This is a genomic window from Psychrobacter fozii (genome assembly GCF_003217155.1).
Lineage (GTDB): Bacteria > Pseudomonadota > Gammaproteobacteria > Pseudomonadales > Moraxellaceae > Psychrobacter > Psychrobacter fozii.
The window spans coordinates 145,158-160,286 of record NZ_QJSU01000002.1 but is presented as its reverse complement, the minus strand read 5'-3'; the positions used below and the strand labels follow the sequence as shown (position 1 = coordinate 160,286).

The window sequence follows — 15,129 nt, the reverse complement described above, 5'->3', positions numbered from 1 at the left end:
TTATAGCGACTGAGCTTAAAATGAGCCTGAATATCCATTCAAACATAAAAAACAACGACTGGGTAATATGTGAATACTACAAACTATCACTTTTTGAAAATCAAATCATAAACTTAACGACTGTCTAATGACGTTAAATCTATCAGTACCTCTTCCATACTCCGATACCGTCTCTCTACCCGCTTCGCCAATGCCTTATCAACCATACATTGATAACGACTATATTCTGATGACAGCTTTGGAATAGGCTGTTGGCAATGCTGAATCGCCCACGCTTTTAATTTATCATTGCTATTGCTACTTACCTGAAACGGTCGCTTGCCTGTTAATATCTCAACCATCATAATGCCAAACGCATAGATGTCACTTTGCACCGTTGCACCCTGTCCTTGCCAGCGCTCAGGTGCAAGATATGCAGGTGTACCAGCAGGGCTTCCCTCTTTTAGTTCGTTAAACCTCTCTACCAAGGCAAAATCAGTCAATAATAGATTAGGTATTAAGCTGCTGGCACCTGCATTATTTAGCAAGGCATCATTGAAAGAAGAATCTAGCAAAATATTGCTAGGTTTAATATCATTATGTAGCCAGCCAGCGTGATGCAAATTGGCTATTAAACAGGCAGACTGCATGATGAAATGATGTTTTTGTGACGCTGTCAATGACGGATGTTTTGAAGCGGTCAGCTGACTCACCAAGCTACCATTAGGGTAATAAGGCATGACTAATATTACCAGCTTGCAAGGCTGTTCTGGTATCTGAACGTTTACGCAATGATGCGCCAATAGTGGCGGTGCGATAGTATTATCTTTGATTCTTGATAAGGCCTTTACAGCAGCTAAAACCTCTGCTTCGTGAGTTAAATCGGAAGATATAGGATAAGCATCGGCACTCAACTGCCATTTAATCACGACATGACCAAACTGTAGATGTTGGGCGCACGTTAAGCCTTGATAAGAAGTATTTTCGATATTTTGCGTTTTGATACTTTGTGTTTTGACAACCTGCGTATGCTCATCTTGCGTTTGTTCTGTGCTTTGCTGAGCAATACGCTGATGTACTATCTCGCTAAAATGCTGTGCAACTAGTTCTTGCGTAATAATGGGCAATATCTGCTGAGCTTGCACCTGCAACGCTTGCTTAATAGACAGATTACTGGCACTATTTTTCATGGTATTTTTTCTCATAATAGAGTGAGATTAATGCATTCCCGTTCGTATCATTTCCAAAAATAATAATAGCGCGAATAATTTTGACTAGGGCGTGTTATCAATTAGATTGTGAGACTTAAAATGAGAAAAATTGTAGATAAACAAGGAAGAAATTGCCGTTAATATGAACATATTGACAGAATTTCTGACAATGTTTAGCAAAATTTAGCCATTTTAAGGCCACTAAATGTATTAATATGCTAATTTATGACACACCCTAATACTACGCTCAGTAGGCGCCAAAAGTTTAGCCACGTTAATGATATTTTTGGGTATGGTATTAAAGACAACCTTAATTACTAGAGCCACTATGTCACAACCAATAATCCCAACCTCGCCCTCTAATCAGCCTACTTATGCCCTACCTCAACCGTTATTAGACTTACTCAGTCAGTACTTAAAAGAGCAGGTTACACCGACGATTGAAATCGATCCGAACCAACTTGCTTATCGCTGGGTTGGTGGACGCACTGGTAATTTAGAGCCTTTGTCGGTCAACTTGTTTTTGAGCTTAGATGACTTGCATGGTATCGATAAGCAAAAGTCTAAACTGGTACAAAACACCCGTCAGTTTATTAAGGGTTATCCTGCCAATCACGTATTAATGTCGGGGACACGCGGTGCCGGTAAATCATCATTGATTCGCGCCTTGCTTCAAGCCCATCATAGTGAAGGCTTGCGTATTATTGAAGTTGCTCGCGATGATCTGCAAATATTAGATAAGATTCGCGCTGCCATTAATGCCCTACCAGCAGATTCTAATTGCCGCTACATCGTATACTGTGATGATCTTGCATTTGACGGTCAAGATGAAAGCTATCGTACGCTAAAGAGCGTGCTTGATGGCTCGCTAGACTCTGAGCAAGACAAGCTACTGGTCTATGCCACCAGTAATCGCCGTCGCCTGCTACCGCAAATGATGAAAGACAATATTAATATCTACAATGGTCAGACGGATGAAGTCAATCCTTATGAAGCCATTGATGAAACCGTGTCATTGTCAGATAGATTCGGTTTATCACTCACTTTCCATCCTATGGATCAGCAGACTTATCTGCATATCGTTCAGCATTATCTGAATTTAGAACAGCAAAAAATCTCAGCTGATATGGATAGTGATGCTAAGAATGCTTTGGAAAGTCAGACCATGCCTGACAAGATCAAAAAGGATGCGCTACGTTGGGCCTCTGAACGTGGTGGTCGCTCAGGACGAGTTGCTTACCAGTTCAGTCGATACTGGAGCGGTATAACGCAATTGGAAATTGCAGACAGTAAGTACTAGGTCATATTTAACGCTAAACCATATCTAAGCTTAGCCATGTCTAATCACTGCGTGCAGAGCCTATATACTGCACGCGGTTCTTCTCTTGACTGTTCTTTTGATTGCTTGCCACGTCAACGGCACCATCGACCATATATTGGTCAAAATCTGCCGCCAGCCACAGATTGCCTCTGTAAACGCTCTTAGCATCTAAACGAATGTATGCCATATTTGGCGTCTTGCTATTAGGATTATCAAAACCCTGATAACGGGCGCTAAAGTGCGTCAAAATTAAATTATTTACGCCACTTTTTTCCACAAAATCCGCCACCAATTGCGCACTACTATGCATCGGATCAAACTCTGGATTTTTTGCTTGAATCTTAGTCAGTACCTCATGTGTATATGTTGCTTCATGCACCAACAAATCCGTGTCGACCAACGCCGCGGTGAGACACGCTGGCGTATCGTTATCACCAGCCACCACTACTCGCGTTCGTGATAGATCATCATTAACATAATCATCTACACATAACTGCTGACCCTCTTCAGTGATAACGTCTTCACCTTGTTGCAATTTACCCCACAGTGCGCTTGCAGGTATACCTTGCGCTAGCAGTTTATCCGTATCAAGCGTACGATGATGGATAGTCTGCGTGATACCAAATGCATGAGAAGCAACCCGATGTGATAGCAGCGTGATATCAATATCAAGCTGATGCTGGTCGCTCAAGCGAATATTAACCTTATTGGTGTTACCTTGCTCAGATAACACTTCTTCAATTGCTACAAAATTGAGAGCAAAGGGTAAATACAATTCCGTGGTTAAGGTAATGGCTTCGAGCAATGTCGCGATGGCTTTTGGGGCAATGAGTGTCAGCGGCTCGCGGCGTCCTGACATGGCTGCACTCGCTAATAGACCTGGCAGGCCATAGCAATGATCACCATGCACATGAGTGATACAGATGGCGGCTAGTTGATGCAAAGAGAGCTTGGTATGTAACAGTTGCTGCTGCGTCCCTTCACCGCAATCTATCAACACCCATGGACGTGATTTTTTGTTCTGATTATTGTGATTGGCAGCTCGTGATTGATTATTTGGCTGAGCACCATGCGTATTCAGACATTCAATCGCTAGTGCTGTCACATTACGCTGTTTGGTCGGCACACCAGCAGAGGTACCCAAAAAAGTCAGCCTCAACATAGATTACCTCTCTTACATATAATACTTATTCACTATGATAATTGGCACATCATGGTTTTTTGTGCTTCAACCATCTGCCCACCATTGGCCGTACATTCATTGACCATGTTGGATTCATAAGACTTCCAACCACCATAAAAACTGGCCACACATAGTATAACCACGAGCAATTTTTGTGACCAAGATTTGATAGAGACTTGCTGGCTATTCACAGCGGCTCTATCAATTTGAGAGTCAGCAGTATTGTCTGTATCAATTTTTTTGGTGTTTAATTTATTCGAATCTGTCATTTGTAATCCTAAAAAAGGTTTTGTCTATAAATAAACAAAACCTTTCATTTTACTATCAAATTAGTTATTTATCATTGGTTAAATATAGCTCGTCTAAAACTGCAAACGACCGCCTTTGGCTTCTGCACGTTTAAAGGCATCACGCTCTTCACAACGTTTTAGCCAATTCAAAATATTGGCATATTTGCGACTATCTAAACCTTCACCTGCATTGGCTCCAGCAATCGCAAGGTGCATCTGAATATCAGCAGCACTGAACTCACTGCCTGCAAACCAATGATTGTCTTGCAAGCGCTGCTCAATCATATACAGCATTTTTTCTAGACCACTGCTGATCATATTTTTTTCGACTTGACCCTGAATTTTTTTACTAATGGGCCTGATCAGCATTGGGGACTGTTGAACCACTTTGGTGAATACCAAACGCATGACTAGCAGTGGCATCAGCGATGATTCAGCAAAGTGTAACCAAAAAGTATAAGCTTCCCATGCTGCTTCATTGTCATCAGTAGGTTTAAACTGCTGCTCTTTATCATAATGTTTGAGTAGATACTCAATGATAAATCCTGACTCAATCAGCGCGCGATCATTCACTTCTAGTATGGGTACATTGCCAAGTGGGTGCACCTTTTTTAGGCTTTCTGGCGCGCGATATGCTTTAGTGCGCTCGTAGCTCGTCAAGTTATAATCGATGTTTAACTCTTCTAACAGCCATAAAATACGGAACGAGCGTGAGTTTGCTAAATGATGAAGATGCAACATAAACCATCCTAGTTATAGTGTGAATGAGCAATAATATTTTATATAGGGTGTGCTGCATTTCTCTAAGTCTGGCAGCACTGCTCTTGATAATAGCGTAATTACCTCATCTTTGACACAGAAACTGTATCGCGTTATGCCAAAAGATATAGCCCGCCAAGTCAGACTCAACCTACGCCCACTAGCAATGTTTACTTTAAATGCAATGCTTCGATTTTGCGTGTCATCTTATCTATTTTTTGCTGATACTTTTTAATTTTACGAAACCGATGCGCGGCTAATACGCCTTTAATACGGCGATTTTTGAGACGACGGCGCGGTGGAAAACTACCCACTTGTGGCTCATTGTAGCCATGTAGTCGGTCGTCACGTTTGCGTGCCATATAACCAAGTGCACTGTCCGCAATCATGATAAGCAATGCGATAAAAATCATGCTGTACATCAGCATCGAGCCTTCTTCGACATTATGATCCAAAATAGCAATGGAAAATATAAACAAGAATATCGGCTCAAGGTAGCATAAAGTACCAAACAGTGAGACTGGCAATTTCCGACTCGCTATCATCGTCAACGACATCGCAGCGGTACTAATAATGCCAAGTAAAGGCAACAGATACCACAGTTTATGGTTGGTTATCGCTACTTCAAAGCCACCATTCATATACAGCGCAACCAATACGACTGGTAACAACAATACAAGATCCGATATAAGACCAGTGATGGGCGGCACTGCCAAATAACGACGCAATAAATAATAAGGCGGGTAACCCAAGCAGACAAACAACGTTGCCCAAGAAATAGCACCATATTGAAAGATATCATAAGCAATACCAAAGCCTGCGCATCCGATGGCAACCCACTGGAGTAGGCTCATGTCTTCATTATAGAAGAAGCGACCAACCACAATCATAATCATCGGATATAAGAAGTAGCCTAACGTTACTTCCAGCCCCAAGCCATTGACGGGTGCCCACATGAATATCCAAATTTGCGCACCTAAAATCGGTGTGGGTAGTATAAATAAAAACCACTCTTTCGCGTTTTTTAGTGTTTTTAGATAATCAAAAATATGCTGCCACTGCTTTAGCAAAGTGACTAGCAACACCAAGCTAAAAAACATCGTTAGCACGCGCCACGACGCAACCTGTGTACCTGATAATGGTTGCAGTAGTAAGCCAAATAAGAACAGCAGTGAATACAAAAAATTTGCAGCCACGGCAGTGATTGTACCCTGCGAGGTTTGGTTAGTAGTCATCATGGCAGCGGCCTTTAACGATTGGTGCACATCCTTGGCAATTTTTAAAAAAAACAAAAGCCTCAGACGAGAACGTCTGAGGCTTTTGCAAATAAGGTCGTCGCGCAATCTAAGATAAACGCTTTGAATGTATCGTGCTTACATCATGGCGGGCATTATGTCAAAGTCAAAACAGATAAGCAATGCCAGTGTTCACCTATTGACTCAACTTCTTCATTGAGTAAATTAAATGCACCTAACTGATTAGTTTAAATCAAGTTTCTCTATTTTTTGCTGTATCTTATTCATCTTTTTTTGATAGCGGCGTTTCTTACGAAAACGATGGGCTGTTAGCACGCCATCGATACGCTGATTGATAAAATGACGCCGTGGAGGAAAGCCCCCTATCTGCGGTTCTCTATAACCATGCAAATGATCATCACGGCGACGAACCATATAGCCTGTCGCACTATCCGCCATCATAACCAGTAGCGCAAGCGTAATCATGCCGTACATAAAGAGAGAACCGCCCTCCTCAAGACTCTGACTGAGAACGGTAATAGATAACACAAATAGCAGCATAGGCTCTACATAGCTTAATGCCCCAAATAATGACACGGGCAGCTTACTACTCGCAATCATTGTCAACGACATCGCAAGCGCACTAAAAGCACCAAGCAATGGCAATAGATACCAAAATTTCATGTCTTGTGTTGCCACACTAAAGCCACCACTAAAATATAGCATGGTGAGTACCACTGGCGTCAGCAGTGTCAAATCAAACAGCAGACCCGTCACTGGTGGCACAGACAGCGTACGCCGCAGCAGATAGTACGGCGGATAACCCAAGCATACAAACAGCGTCACCCAAGATATCGACCCATATTGGAATATATCATAGCCAATACCCATCGCTGCAAATAGCGCTGCCGCCCACTGTAATACGCTCATATACTCATGGTAAAAAAACCGACCCAGTACTATCATCACTAGCGGCAATAGAAAGTAGCCCAAAGTGACATCCAAACCAAAGCCGTTCACCGGTGCCCACATAAACAACCAAATCTGTCCACCCAAAATTGGTGCGGGTAATATAAATATTAACCATTCTTTAATCGTCTTGAGCGTCTTTATATAGTCAAAAACATGCTGCCACTGCTTGGTAAAACTGACTAGTAACATCAGACTCAACAGCATCATCAACACACGCCATGACGCTACTTGTGTGCCAGTTAGAGGCAGCATAAAAAGCCCGAACAAAAACATCATCGCGAATAAAAAGCTCGATGATATCGATGCAAGGGTACCTTGAAAGGTTTGATTGGTCGTAAACATAACAACAGCCTTAAAAATATAACTTTATGGGCGTAATTTATAAAAAATTATAGAAGCTGAGGTTTATATAACTTAAGAGCTAACAGCTGACCTCAAAATTAATAATCCTCAGAAAAACAAAAAAGCCTCCGACGATAATGTCAGAGGCTTTTCTAGAACAATCATATAAGACTAGATCAAAAAGCTAACTACTGAGGCACTTACTCGCCGTCTAATTCATCATTATCTGCAATATCAATAACATCACTGACGTCGGTTGACACTGCATCACCAGTCGCCGCATCAATATCTATCTGCTCTTGACCTTCTACATCGAATGTACCATCTTCTTTCATGGCATCGACAAGCTCATCATCGCCTTCTTGGTGCTCAACACGTGCCATAGCGACCAGCTTTTCATCTTTTGACAGACGAATCAGAGTGACACCTTGAGTATTACGACCAGAACTGGCCACATGCTCAACTGGCGTACGAACTAACGTGCCTTTGTCAGAGATTAAGATGATGTCATCTTCAGGATCAACCTTAGTGGCACGAACCAGCGCACCATTACGCTCACTGGTCTTGATCGCGATCACACCGCCACCACCACGATTTTGCGTATTGAACTCATCAATGAATGTACGTTTACCAAAGCCATTTTCACAAGCAATCAGAATTTCACGTACATCGTCTTCGATAACGACCAATGATTTGATAAATTCGTCAGTAGCCAGACGCATACCACGGACGCCTTTTGCAGTACGGCCCATCGCACGCGCATCATTTTCATCGAAACGAATGGCTTTACCGCTTGAGGCAAACAACATGACTTCTTGGCTACCATCAGTGATACGAGCGCTGACCAGTTTATCGCCGTCTTCTAGACCAACTGCAATGAGACCGTTCGAGCGAATATTTGCAAACTGCTTGAGCTCTACGCGTTTCACGGTACCATTAGCCGTTGCAAAGAAGACAAAAGGCGCCTCTGCTTGGTTGCTGCCCTCTAATGAGTCATCATCACTATCTATTAAGATATCTGCGTCTGATATCTCACCTGTGACCGATGTGTCCTCTACGATTTTTGGAATCGGTAATATCGTCGTAACGGTTTCATCACCATTTAAGCCGATTAGATTGACCAACGGACGACCACGTGCACCGCGGCTAGCAATTGGCACTTCAAAACCACGTAAGCTAAAGACACGCCCACTATCCGTGAAGCACAATACGGTAGAGTGAGTTGAAGTCACGACTAAATGATCAATGACATCATCTTCTTTCATCGCCGTGGCAGACTTACCTTTACCGCCACGTTTTTGCGCGACATAATCATCAATTGGCTGAGTCTTAGCATAGCCCGTACGCGACACTGTCATCACAACGGTTTGCTCTGGAATAAGGTCTTCACGGCTAAAGTCAGTACGTGAGTCAATAATGTCCGTACGGCGCTCGTCACCAAAGTTATCACGAATCTCAATCATCTCATTCGAGATAATGGCCATTAACTTATCGAAATCACCTAAGATAGACTCTAAATGTGCAATTTCACGCAATAAGTCTTGGTATTCTTCGGTTAATTTGTCTTGTTCAAGACCCGTCAAGCGATGCAATTGCATGTCTAAAATCGCATTAACCTGCTCAAGTGACAAGCGATAGCGCTCTTCGCCTTCGATCAGACCAAACGGTGCTTTAGGATCTTCGCCTTCGATAAAGTCAGGACGGACAGATTGGCTACCAGCAGCCGTTAGCATCGCAACGACGCTGCCTGAGCCCCACGTATTATTCAACAAGCTTTCACGTGCTAAGCCGCGGTTTGCAGAGGCTTTAATTGTCGCAATAATTTCGTCGATATTTGCTAGTGCGACCGTTAGGCCTTCAAGCAAATGACCACGAACGCGCGCTTTGTTCAATTCATAAATCGTACGACGTGTCACTACTTCTTGACGATGACGGACAAAAGCAGCAATGAGCTGACGCAAGGTCAATATCTTTGGCTGACCATTATCAAGCGCGACCATATTGATGCTAAAGCTAGACTCTAGCGGCGTTTGTAAGAACAAGTTATTGACGATAACTTCAGCAGTTTCACCACGGCGCAAGTCAATGGCGATACGCATACCGTCTTTATCAGACTCATCACGAATTTCGCTAATGCCTTCGATTTTTTTATCACGTACGAGTTCTGCGATACGCTCAATCAATTTGGCTTTATTGGCTTGATAAGGCACTTCTGTAAATACAATGCGCTCGCGATCACGGTTGACGCCAGCATTGCTCATCGGCTCGATATGGTAACGACCACGGATGTGCAAACGGCCTTTACCAGTGCGATAAGCATCTAATATACCGGCACGGCCATAGATGATACCGCCTGTAGGAAAGTCAGGACCTGAGATATGTGACATCAACTCTTCAGCTGAAACTTGTGGGTTTTCGGCATACGCCAAACACGCATTAATCACTTCGGTCAAGTTATGTGGCGCCATGTTGGTCGCCATACCGACAGCAATACCGGTTGCACCATTGACCAATAGGTTAGGAATACGCGCAGGCATGACGCTTGGCATACGCTCAGAGCCATCATAGTTGTCTTCCCAATCGACCGTGTCTTTGTCCAAATCAGCAAGCATCTGATGAGTCAGTTTGGTCATACGTACTTCGGTATAACGCATGGCTGCCGGAGGATCATCATCGATCGAGCCAAAGTTACCTTGACCATCAACCATCGGATAACGCAAGCTAAAGTCCTGCGCCATACGGACAATCGCATCATATACAGCGCTATCACCATGCGGATGATATTTACCGATGACATCACCGACCACACGTGCTGACTTCTTGTATGGCTTATTGTAGTCATTAGATAGCACATGCATGGCATACATCACGCGGCGATGGACAGGTTTGAACCCATCACGTACATCAGGTAGCGCACGCGAGACAATCACGCTCATCGCATAATCCAGATAGGACTGCTTCAGTTCATCTACGATGCCAATAGGACTGACCGACTCGCTCATATACACTCCTTCACTCATATCCACGCTATTAATTTTGCAGGCTTTATAGATAGATTATTAGCGCCCATCAATATTGATAAAAACCAATAAATACAACGGGCACAGCAACACTATAAAGCGTGAAAAATACTGGGAAAATGATGATATTTTTGATAGTAAAATAAAGAAGCTATTTTAGCACAAATTTGCCGATTTAGGGGGTTCCGAGTACTATTAAAATCAAGCAAAACAGCCTATTAACTGCAATATTTGAAGCAATCAACACCCTCTGAAAATATATTACTAACAGGCACGTTTTGATTGGCTGATTTTGCCATTTCTAACCCATGTAAATGACTATCCAGTAAATTGAAAACATGCCCTAGACAAAAAAAAATTAAACGCTACACTAACTTATCTTTTACAACACTTAAATAACGATTTAACAGGCTACTCTTATTATGGATATCATTCTTGCGATTGTTTGGATTTTAGCAATGGTGCTATATAGCTTTTCGAGCGATTATGTTTCTAAATTTCCTAACCATAACAATCGTGCTGTACCTTATGTCCGTTGGGGCGCACTTTTAGTCGCAATGGCTTTATCAGCATACTTGGCAAAAGCTTATCAAGAAAACCTACAAGGCAATGGTATGTGGGTGTTTGTTATCGTCGTATTTGTCATTATTATTTTATCGAAAATCATCTTCAAATGGGTCATTAATAGACGTTTGAAACGCTAGATTGAATTAAATACTTTTCTTATAGTCAAAGAGACCTAAAACAGCTACAAGGCAGCCGACCACAGATTGTACATATAGTACCTCTAGGGAGGGTAACACCATAGCGGTTTAGTAGTTCGCTGACTATACTCTAAACCTCTTACTTACTGATCTGAATGACTTATGCCAACTAAACCTCAAGACAGCCAACCTGAATCAAACCGTTCCATATCAATAGAGGTCGATCGAGCAGAAGTTGAACAAGCAGAAGTCGATCGAGCAGATCGTAGCTTTGATGCCATTGCTGATCATTTTGAAAAGAAGGTCTACGGCGGTCTGAAAGGTGACATCCGACTGGCAGTACTGCGTCGTGACATCTTTGAATATTGTACGCAAATGAGCAAAGATCTGAATCGACCGCTACGTATCTTAGATGTGGGTGCAGGATTGGCTCAGATTTCGATTGAACTTGCTGCTCAAGGTCACACACTGATGATCAATGATATCTCTGAGAATATGCTAGAAAAAGCAAAAGCAAGTGCGGAAAAGAGTGATCAAGTGTTAGATATCACATGGCATGTTTGCCCGTATCAAGATCTTGCAGGAAAGCTAACAGATAAGGTAAACGGTGATAAGAAAGATAAATTTGATTTGATACTCTGTCATGCCGTACTTGAATGGTTGGCAGAGCCCGCTGCAGTCATGAGCTTTTTTGATCAGCATCTAACAGATAATGGTGCGCTGTCATTGTGCTTTTATAACCCAGCCAGCTTCGATTATCGCAACCTGATCATGGGGAATTTTAATTTACTTGATAATCCCGAATACAAAGCTGACAACAAAAAAAGCCTAACGCCCAATTACCCTGTCGCTAAAGAAGAAGTAGAGTCTTGGCTGGCAACGCATCATTATAAAACGGTGCGCACCAGTGGTCTGCGTGTATTTCATGACTATGCACCGCTCAAACGTGGCGGACATAATGACCCAGAAGCAGTCATTCGGATGGAACTGCGCTACTCACAACTAGAACCCTACAAGTGGCTGGGACGCTATTTGCACATACTGGCCACTCGTTAAATTGATACGCAACTACTACTGTGCCTCTTCTGATCTATCATACTCTGACCATGTGGTCGCATTGATATTCTTTTCATCAAACACGACTACATGCTCAAGCATGGGCAAAATACCGATGCGTGTTCCTATGCCATGATTGTGATGACTGGCAACTAGCGACAGTACTGTCTGCCCATCGTCTAGTTGTAAGCGGTACAAGTAGTTCGCACCGCGAAACACACGCCCGATAACCAATGCCGTCTGCTTACTATCGTCGTCGTGAATGATATCATCAGGGCGCACCAATACTTTAATCAATGTACCGTTTGGATAATCATATTCACAGTACTGCGGTTGACCAGACTCATCATAGACTTCCGTACGGCGATAAATATTACCCAGTGCTGTCTCAACATGACCTTCTTTGATGATGCCATCTATCATCGCACCCTCGCCGACGAACTCAGCAACAAAAGGACTGATTGGCTCATGATAAAGTTCGCTCGGCGTCGCCCATTGCACCAACTTACCTGCTTGCATTACCCCAACTTTATCCGCTAATGCAAAGGCTTCGTTTTGATCATGGGTTACCAAAATAGCCGTGGTATTGGTGCGTTTTAAGATATCACGGACATTCATTGCCAATGATTCTCGTAGCACCACATCCAAATTCGAAAACGGTTCATCAAGTAGCAATAGTTTAGGCTTCGGCGCTAATGCACGAGCTAAGGCTACTCGCTGCTGCTGCCCACCTGAAAGCTCATTTGGACGTTTGTCCGCGTGCTCGGTCAATTCAACAAGGCTTAACATTTCAGCGACACGTGCTTTTTTATCAGCGGCAGACCATTTATTGAGACCAAAAGCGATGTTCTTTGCCACGCTGAGATGACCAAATAATGCATAGTCCTGAAACACCATACCCATACCACGCTTGGCAGGCGCTACTGCATATGACTTGCGATCGGTGATATCTGTTAAACATTGATTACTCAGATGAATATTACCGCCACGACTTTGCTCTAGCCCTGCAATAGCGCGTAATGCGGTGGTTTTCCCGCAACCGCTGTAACCCAAAAAGCAGCCAATCTCGCCTTGCTGTAGCACTAGCGACAGTCCATTAACGATGATCGTATCGTCATAACCCACTATTAAATCTTGCACACTAAAATAAGGGTTGATACTAGTATCTGCTTCAGTATCCATTGATTGAGAGCCTGATGAGCATTTGATTGAATCAGTGTGCATAGACGGTACCAGTTAGCGATTAGTAAATAAAACCTGTAGATAAAGCAGTAGAACGATAGAAAAATTACGACGAAAGACTATAATATTTGAGGTGAATGTTGACACCACGTTTAGCTTTGCTTGTCGCTTTGACGCAATAGTATCCAAACAGGCAACAGACCAACCAGCACAATCAATAAGCTTGGCAACGCGGCGCGTCCCCACATGCCTTCACTGGTCATCTCAAACACCCGTACTGCCAATGTATCCCAGCCTTGACGTCTGGTCATTAGCGTAATCGGCATCTCTTTCATCACTTCGACAAAGCCCATCAATAACGCGGTCAGTACACCAGGACTGAGCACTGGTAACATCACATGTCGCCATCGTTGATAAGCGCTATCACTCAGTAATTTAGCAGCCGCCTCTTGATTGACAGTCAGCCGTTGCAATTGACGGTCGACGGGTTGGAAACTCACCGTCATAAAGCGCGTTGATAATGCCAATAGCATAACAATAACACTGCCTGAGAGCACTTGCTGTGACGTAATGCCAAAGGCAATCATTTGATTGTCTAACCATGCGATTGGAATGAAGATTCCGACAGCCAATACTGTACCTGGTACCACATAACCCAAATTGGCCAAAGTGGTCATTAGTTTGGTTGACTTATCAGGATATTGACGTTTTATCCACGCAATAATAATGGCCAAAAAGCCAATGAAAATCGTGGTCATACTCGCAATCATAAGGCTATTGGTCACAAAACCAATATAACGCGCATCGAAATCTTGCCTGAAGTTTAATGCAGTCCAATAGATAAGCTGGAGAAACGGTATGAAAAAAGCCACTGAAAACACTAACGTACACAGTAATGTCATGGCCCATTTAGCTGATTTACTAACTTCAAAACGCTGGCTACTGCCTTGAGTGATAGACTGACCGCGCTTTGCCTGCCAATACTGCTCAAACAATACAACGATAAATATCATGCCGATTAATAACGCTGCCAGTTGTGCCGCAGTCGTTAGGCTGAAGAAGCCAAACCATGCTTTGTAAATAGCCGTCGTAAACGTATCGACATTGAAGACAGACACTGCACCAAAGTCTGCAAGCGTTTCCATGCTGGCCAATAACAGACCACCAATAATCCACGGAAGTGCTTGCGGTAATGCCAAACGAAAGAACACGCGGCCACGGCTTAAGCCTAGCATCTGCCCTGCCTCTATCGCCCGCCTGCCCTGCGATAAAAACGCTTGGCGTGCCAATAGATAAACGTAGGGGTAAAATGCTAGGGATAATACCAAACCTGCACCCCAGACATTTCGTACCGAAGGGATTGCAGTGCTGATACCCATATCACGTAGACCTGTCTGCAATGGTCCACTGAAATCTACAATACCGAGAGTAACAAATGCTAAAACATAGGCAGGTATCGCGAGCGGCAACATCAATGCCCACGAAAAAAACCGCTGCCCAGGGAAGCGGTACATGCTGGTCACCCAAGCAAGCGCGGTGCCAACCGTTCCAGAAATCACCACTACCATTAACAACAAAATCGCGGTGTTTTTTAGAACCTGCGGCAGTACATACTCTGCCATGTGACCCCAGATATCAGCGACTGGCTGTGTCCACGATAGCAGTACGATTACAATTGGCACCAGCATAAACAACGAAATCAGTCCTAAGACTGATTTTGAGATAATACGTTTACGGAGAGTATGGTCTTGGCTGACAATCTGATGCTTATCAATAATAGTATTATCAATTACCGTGTCATTGACTGTATCATTCTGACGTACAGACGCGTCTGGCATTGTGCTCATAAATTATTACCGTGTCATACGCATAAAG

At 43.2% G+C, this 15,129-nt stretch carries 12 protein-coding genes; 3 read left to right on the top strand and 9 right to left on the bottom strand.

Annotated features, from left to right (window positions below; translation table 11 throughout):
- Positions 1 to 113: 113 nt before the first annotated feature.
- Positions 114 to 1,169 carry a serine/threonine protein kinase gene (locus DFP82_RS03485; RefSeq protein WP_110922352.1) on the bottom strand — a complete coding sequence of 352 codons (1,056 nt, stop codon included), beginning with the start codon at positions 1,167 to 1,169 and terminating at the stop codon, positions 114 to 116.
- Between the two features lie 349 nt (positions 1,170 to 1,518).
- Between DFP82_RS03485 and DFP82_RS03480 the strand changes: the two genes are divergently transcribed.
- Complete coding sequence (locus DFP82_RS03480; protein WP_110922553.1) at positions 1,519 to 2,490, top strand: ATP-binding protein; 972 nt, start codon at positions 1,519 to 1,521, stop codon at positions 2,488 to 2,490.
- 40 nt (positions 2,491 to 2,530) lie between these two features.
- Here the strand turns inward: DFP82_RS03480 and DFP82_RS03475 are convergent, their stop codons facing one another.
- The 6 genes from DFP82_RS03475 to gyrA all read right to left on the bottom strand — a co-directional run bounded on the left by DFP82_RS03475 (position 2,531) and on the right by gyrA (position 10,294).
- Entirely contained in the window at positions 2,531 to 3,673 is a 1,143-nt protein-coding gene (locus DFP82_RS03475) for a ribonuclease Z (RefSeq protein ID WP_110922351.1), read from the bottom strand.
- A 32-nt stretch (positions 3,674 to 3,705) separates the two neighbouring features.
- The gene (locus tag DFP82_RS03470; protein WP_110922350.1) at positions 3,706 to 3,963 is read right to left on the bottom strand and encodes a hypothetical protein; all 258 of its coding nucleotides are present in this window, start codon (positions 3,961 to 3,963) and stop codon (positions 3,706 to 3,708) included.
- Positions 3,964 to 4,056: 93 nt separating this feature from the next.
- The gene (locus DFP82_RS03465; protein WP_110922349.1) at positions 4,057 to 4,725 is read right to left on the bottom strand and encodes a glutathione S-transferase; all 669 of its coding nucleotides are present in this window, start codon (positions 4,723 to 4,725) and stop codon (positions 4,057 to 4,059) included.
- Positions 4,726 to 4,913: 188 nt separating this feature from the next.
- Complete coding sequence (gene rarD, locus DFP82_RS03460; protein WP_110922348.1) at positions 4,914 to 5,981, bottom strand: EamA family transporter RarD; 1,068 nt, start codon at positions 5,979 to 5,981, stop codon at positions 4,914 to 4,916.
- 240 nt (positions 5,982 to 6,221) lie between these two features.
- Positions 6,222 to 7,292, bottom strand: a complete 1,071-nt coding sequence (gene rarD, locus DFP82_RS03455; RefSeq protein WP_110922347.1) for an EamA family transporter RarD — start codon at positions 7,290 to 7,292, stop codon at positions 6,222 to 6,224.
- A gap of 200 nt (positions 7,293 to 7,492) precedes the next feature.
- Positions 7,493 to 10,294 (bottom strand): DNA gyrase subunit A, encoded by a 2,802-nt coding sequence (gyrA, locus tag DFP82_RS03450; protein ID WP_110922346.1) that lies wholly within the window; start codon positions 10,292 to 10,294, stop codon positions 7,493 to 7,495.
- Positions 10,295 to 10,734: 440 nt separating this feature from the next.
- On the opposite strand from gyrA, the gene DFP82_RS03445 reads away from it, so the two are divergent.
- Both DFP82_RS03445 and DFP82_RS03440 read left to right on the top strand, forming a co-directional pair.
- Positions 10,735 to 11,016 (top strand): hypothetical protein, encoded by a 282-nt coding sequence (locus DFP82_RS03445; RefSeq protein WP_110922345.1) that lies wholly within the window; start codon positions 10,735 to 10,737, stop codon positions 11,014 to 11,016.
- A 162-nt stretch (positions 11,017 to 11,178) separates the two neighbouring features.
- Positions 11,179 to 12,072, top strand: coding sequence for a methyltransferase (locus DFP82_RS03440; RefSeq protein ID WP_110922344.1), 894 nt, complete (start codon positions 11,179 to 11,181; stop codon positions 12,070 to 12,072).
- Positions 12,073 to 12,087: 15 nt separating this feature from the next.
- Here the strand turns inward: DFP82_RS03440 and DFP82_RS03435 are convergent, their stop codons facing one another.
- Both DFP82_RS03435 and DFP82_RS03430 read right to left on the bottom strand, forming a co-directional pair.
- Complete coding sequence (locus tag DFP82_RS03435; protein WP_413786952.1) at positions 12,088 to 13,296, bottom strand: ABC transporter ATP-binding protein; 1,209 nt, start codon at positions 13,294 to 13,296, stop codon at positions 12,088 to 12,090.
- 110 nt (positions 13,297 to 13,406) lie between these two features.
- Positions 13,407 to 15,101 carry an ABC transporter permease gene (locus DFP82_RS03430; protein ID WP_110922343.1) on the bottom strand — a complete coding sequence of 565 codons (1,695 nt, stop codon included), beginning with the start codon at positions 15,099 to 15,101 and terminating at the stop codon, positions 13,407 to 13,409.
- Between the last annotated feature and the right edge of the window lie 28 nt (positions 15,102 to 15,129).